The sequence below is a fragment of the Cronbergia sp. UHCC 0137 genome, from assembly GCF_034932285.1.
In the GTDB taxonomy this organism is placed as follows: Bacteria; Cyanobacteriota; Cyanobacteriia; order Cyanobacteriales; family Nostocaceae; genus Cronbergia.
In genome coordinates this window covers 1-4,894 of record NZ_JAYGHC010000106.1, presented here as the reverse complement: position 1 = coordinate 4,894, position 4,894 = coordinate 1, and the positions used below count along the sequence as shown (strand labels likewise).

Annotated in this window: 3 protein-coding genes and 1 pseudogene; all 4 read right to left on the bottom strand. The window is 34.8% G+C overall.

Going from position 1 to position 4,894, the window contains the following annotated elements:
- Positions 1-96 precede the first annotated feature (96 nt).
- Positions 97-762, bottom strand: a complete 666-nt coding sequence (locus VB711_RS26285; protein WP_323289381.1) for a hypothetical protein — start codon at positions 760-762, stop codon at positions 97-99.
- 462 nt (positions 763-1,224) lie between these two features.
- Positions 1,225-3,375, bottom strand: coding sequence for a dynamin family protein (locus tag VB711_RS26280; RefSeq protein WP_323289380.1), 2,151 nt, complete (start codon positions 3,373-3,375; stop codon positions 1,225-1,227).
- A gap of 203 nt (positions 3,376-3,578) precedes the next feature.
- Positions 3,579-4,061 (bottom strand): hypothetical protein, encoded by a 483-nt coding sequence (locus tag VB711_RS26275; protein ID WP_323289379.1) that lies wholly within the window; start codon positions 4,059-4,061, stop codon positions 3,579-3,581.
- 704 nt (positions 4,062-4,765) lie between these two features.
- Positions 4,766-4,894: pseudogene (locus tag VB711_RS26270) on the bottom strand (IS5/IS1182 family transposase); the annotation flags it as partial.

Below are 4,894 nucleotides of genomic sequence, written 5' to 3'. Positions count from 1 at the left end.
TAATCCCACCCCTAAAAAGAGTGGGCTTTTCTCACGCTAAATTTTTGTAACCCTTTGGGCAATTGGACTCTACCAACATGACAAAAGAAAACTGAGTTAAGGATAGTTTCTGTAAACATCCTTGATCATTGAAACTACCCAATTGACTGCAAAGTCACCTGTACATCCATAACCAAATTGTTTTCTAATGTTGCTGGTTATTTCATTAATTAAAATGTCTCGACTCAAACCTGCCAAATTATTACCTTGGAGTATTGAGGAAATCCCTGTAACTACGCGAGAAGATGTTTCGCTGTCAATATTTTTTCTTTCGAGACTACATATAATAATAGTTTCAGCTAAGGCGATCGCAAAATTCTTACCAGGAGTTACATGATTTGCATAAAAAAGATATTGAGATGGTTGTGAACCATAATTGACTATCTTGATATATGCATATCTATCTTGTGAAATTGTTGGCGTAGTAACTAACTCTGTTCTAACTCCTGTATTCACTCCTTTAGCTAATGGCTTCCAGCCTCCAGAGTAGTCATATATGTAAATATCAAAATCCCCTCTACGACTATGATTTTTGAGTGTAAAAACCCCAAAGCTATAAGCAGGAACTTTATACTTATAGTAAGTAACGCCTTGAGATTTCAGTGTTTCATAGTAATATCTATCATTGCGATGCTTGAATTCTGTAAATTCCTGTGCATTAGCAATACCTAGAGAAGTAAAAAATACGCTAAATGCTGTAATACCTGCCAGTAATTTCTTCATTTTGCTATTTCCTGAAAATTGTAGTAATTAATCAATATATTCCAGTCAAAACTGTTATCTGGATAAGATGGAAATTTTGTCTATACCACAATTAACATTGGTTACAGTCAAGAACAGTAGATAATGTGCGAACGACGAAATAATTGCTTGTGTGGTTTGTAATTTCAGAATGTTTCATTGATTCCGTCATTCGCACAAAATGCCTATTTAAATAGGTAGGAACAATTAAAGATAACTATGTGAAGAAAAATTAAGGATGATCAAACCTTCTTGCCTCGTGCCTTCTGCTCCCTGTCTCATCCTAATGATAAATATTCATGCCCACCTAAGTTAGGTAGGGGTTAAAAATTGTCGTTGCGGCAAGGGAACAGCAAGAGAGTTTTGAGCGATTTTACTTTTCTTCACATACCTTTAATTTTTTCTGTTAACCTACTTACTGAATAATTGTTATTGTCTGTAAACTCATACAGTTTCTTCAAGAAGCTTATCAGTGATAGCTTCTATTGCTTTCCATTGAGTAAGAATTTGCCTATCAAGGGCATTTAAACGATACACTTCTGCTGTTTTGTTAATTTCTTGAGATTCTTTTTGAGCCAAAAGCTCTTGTAACTCTGCTTTGCGAGATGAAATATCACTGTCAATTCTCTGAGTTACTTCATTCTCAAAGTTATTAAAAATTTCTTTTACGAAATTATAAACTTTTATCCTTTCTGCGTTAGCAACATTCGGCAAACTCTCTTTCATCTTTTCTTTAGTTAACTTGACTAACTTATTTCTGGCTAATCGTAATTGAACAGCACCTGCAACTAAACCAGCTAAAGCTATACCGATTGGTCCTAAAAAAGTCCCCCCACCATATAGTAACAAGATATTAGCTCCTACAGCAGTCAGAAATTGACCAATTAAACTTTTCCAATCTAAAGCTCCAAAACCTACTAAAGCAGCCCCCGCAGGATTACCTAAAAATATCCCAGCAGCAGCCCCTGCCCATCTCGTCCAGCCAGGAATTCGTTCTTCAGAAGAAACGGTTCCTGTTTCTATTTTTTGTTCATTCAGTTTCGCATAAATTTTATCTGTTACTTGGGTATAAGCATCGCCATAATTTTCGGCACTTTTAGCAATTTGAAAAAAAGCTTCTTTCAGTTTTTGTTCTGCTTTTTTAGTCCAGTCTGCTATCTTGTCATTAGAATACTGATTAAATGCCTGTTCCAAATTATCTTGAAACTCTTTTCGTTTACCATTTTTAAGTAAATCAAAGACTTTCAGGTCAGGTTGGTATGGGGTAAAATCGGTTTCAAATGTACTATCTAAATTAGAAAGATAATTACAAAAATCATCTGCCAATTCATTAGCGTAACGTTCTGATTTAGTCCGGATTTCATGTTGAAATCCATCCCTAATCTCAACCAACTGATTGAATTCCGGCTGAACCTCTTGAATTTTTTGTTTTAGTTCTTCTGCTCCTGTATCTAGTAAAGTTATGCGTATTCCCACAGCTTCATGAACCTGATGATAGATTTGACGAACTAACCCTTTAACATTTAGTAGCTCGGCAATAATTCGTTTTTGAGTGAGGAAAGGGCGTAAGACATCGAAAAATTTATCGAACCCAGTTCCTTCTAGTGAACCAGAGGGATTTTTCGTGCGAGCTTTAAAAGCTGCTAAAGAATTTAGCTCAAATACTCTTTGCTCATAGAGATTTCTGCCGTTGTTTTGACAATAAGCAGATAGATTGCTTTGAAATACCTGACGAAGTTTATTTTCAGCTTCTGGCAATTCATCTTTACTTTCTATTTTTTGAGCAATTAAATCCCAATTATTAATCAGAAAAAAAGTAGCTAATTCTTTGTCATGAATATAATTTTCTAAGTAACGTCGCTCTGCTTGAGTACATGGTTGCGTAGCAGAAAGAACGAAAAGAATTGCATGACAATTATTGATATAACCCAGAGCTAAATTATTTCGGGATTCGGTATCATTTAAGCCAGGACTGTCAATTAATTCTACTCCCTTTTCTAAAATATCTAGGGGATACTCGATAACAGCGTATTCTACATCTGGAAACGCTGCTATTCCTTCTTCTTCCAATTTCTTGGCTTCATCGGGAGGGATAGTGTAGCGTTCTTTAAAGCTATCAAAATCCATTGCTTCTGGTTGTTTATCGTCATTAAAATGAATAATTACTTGTTTGTTTTCTCCATAACGAACAACAGTCAGAACTGCTGTGCAAGGATTAACGCCTGTAGGCAAGATTTTTTCCCCAATAATGGCATTCAATAAGGTGCTTTTACCTCGTTTCATATCTCCTAGCACGAGTAATCGGAATACACCTTGACGCAAATTTTCACTAACATTATTGAGATATGTGATATCCTGCTCAAATCCCAATTTACCAGAGCTATCTTCACCTGCAATTTCCGATTGCATCAGTATGTTTGCTGCTTTATTTAAAATTTCAGCAGTTTCTCGACGAACTTTGGTGGCTTTTTCTAAATCATTACCAAATCGGTCTCCTTCGTTGACAAAAGTTTGTTCCGTTGCCGTATTCATAGTATTAGTTTCACTTACATTGATTAGTTCAAGGATATTAAACGCAGATTCATTGTTATTCATGATTTTCATCTCCCGATTCAAATGTGTAAAAAACATCCACTTTTCGCGGATTACCTTTTTTAGATGAACCATATACTAATACAGCACAGCGTAAATAAGATGACCATTAAAAGCTACGAAAATTTGATTGATTACAAGGCTTGAAAATAGTTAATTCACTTACGCATGGAATGAAAGCTTGCTTAGTTATGGGACTGACAAAATTAATTAGATTTTTGTAGTGAGTCGATTCTCCGTGTGATAGAATTTATTTGTTGATTATAGTTATTGATTTCAACAGCATAGGAAGTTAAATCGGTAGCGACCTTAGCACAATGTTGAAAATTTTGCTGATTTAAACAATAATTAGTGCCAACTATTCCCATACCTGCTAATAATACTTTGGTAGTTGGATCTAAACTTTGTTCTAAGATTGCAAAAATCCCTACTCCTGAAATTAATAAAGCAGCAGATGCTTTAGGATTCGTTAACATATAAAAACCTATTTTTGTCTGTAGATTTTCTGCTTGTATTTTGTAATCTTCCCGACGATCCAGCAATTGTTGAATTTCATAATCATATTGAGCTAGTGCCATGCTTGGATACAAGTAAGTGAGGGAAAGTGCAACACTGAATAATATCTTTTTGATGTTCATTGAAGAATTGTTAGAGGGTTTAAAAAAATTGATACCTGAAGTATTGAGCATATTTTTGTTATCCTTTGTTTGAGGTAAATAATCTTAATGTTAGCGAATATACATCGTATTTCGCCGTTAGAAGGTACATATCTAACTATGCAAACGGCTGTATGAATGGGCAGGTTATCTTCTCAGGAGTATTTGACAGCGATAATTTTGATAACAAGCTTGCTGTTTCTACTTTTGATATCTATGAATTTACAGGTAGTGACCATAGAGCGATTACCTATTTATGCGAATGACAAAATTCATGATATATTCTGCGATCGCACATCAATCGCGCGACCTGAAATGGTCGTTTAGTATGGGAAGCCTACTTCTCTAGAGAATTCATACCCTCTACCCCTGCGTAAAAGACTAATATTAGTCCGGTCACATCCGTAGTAAGTAATGAAAAGGATGGAGTGCAGACCACGAAAGTAGCCCGAACTGACAGCCTAACCTGGATTATTCATGAGAGAGTCAAGGACAAGCCTGAAAACCTGATCTAGTAAGCGATATGGAGATTCGACACCAATAACAGTCTGTCATCTCTATCTATTAGCGACTGATGATTATTTAATTATTTAAAATAAAAGAAAAAATAAGAATATAATTATATTATTGTCTATAATAAAATATTATAAATAATCCTATTTGAGATGAAAGAATTGACAGCTAATATTCCCTTAAATTTTCATACACCAAAACCATTAGAAGTCAAATTCTCTGGATTAGATTAATTCGTAATTATAAAGACCCGCAATTAAGTTGTCTCTTAATCCGAATCTTCGATGTCTGTTACGATAGGGATAAGAGAGAATTTTAAAAATCTTTAACCGACGATTAATGTGTTCTATTAT